Genomic DNA, 511 nt, shown 5'->3' with positions numbered 1-511 from the left:
TTTTTTGATTCTGTTAGCCACTTTTTGGTTTCTTTCATTCTATAAGAATCTCCATTCATGTCTACCATATATGATTTATATGTAATTCTATCAGTCATTGCTGCAGCCATGACTGGGTCGGTAAAAACTTCCCCCCATCTATCAAAAGATAAGTTTGTTGTTATTATAGTTGATTTTCTTCCTGTTCTGATTGATAAATTAGTAAATAATAATTCTGCTCCCTCCTTGTCTGAAGAAATATATCCAAATTCATCTAATATAACTAAATCATACTTTTCTAGTTTTGCTTGAAATGAGCGTAAACTTTTCGTGGAGCGTAGCTCTTTTAACTGTGTTATAAACAATGGGACTGTAGCAAAAAATACTTTATAGCCACTTAAGCAGGCTTTAATTCCTAACCCAATAGCCATATGAGTTTTACCTGTACCGCAGTTTCCAGATAAAATTACATTTTGCCCTTTTTCTATAAAGTCTAGGGTACTTAACGTCCCTAACTTCTTTTGGGCATCTG

General features: G+C 33.5%; 1 protein-coding gene. It reads right to left on the bottom strand.

Annotated elements, in window-relative coordinates; genetic code table 11:
- Positions 1-511: ATP-binding protein (locus tag ACQPUY_RS17760; protein WP_430843388.1), on the bottom strand; the 511-nt coding region annotated here is incomplete at both ends.

It is taken from the genome of Clostridium nigeriense (assembly GCF_050585245.1).
GTDB classification, from domain to species: domain Bacteria; phylum Bacillota; class Clostridia; order Clostridiales; family Clostridiaceae; genus Clostridium; species Clostridium nigeriense_A.
This window is presented reverse-complemented; position numbering and strand designations above follow the sequence as displayed.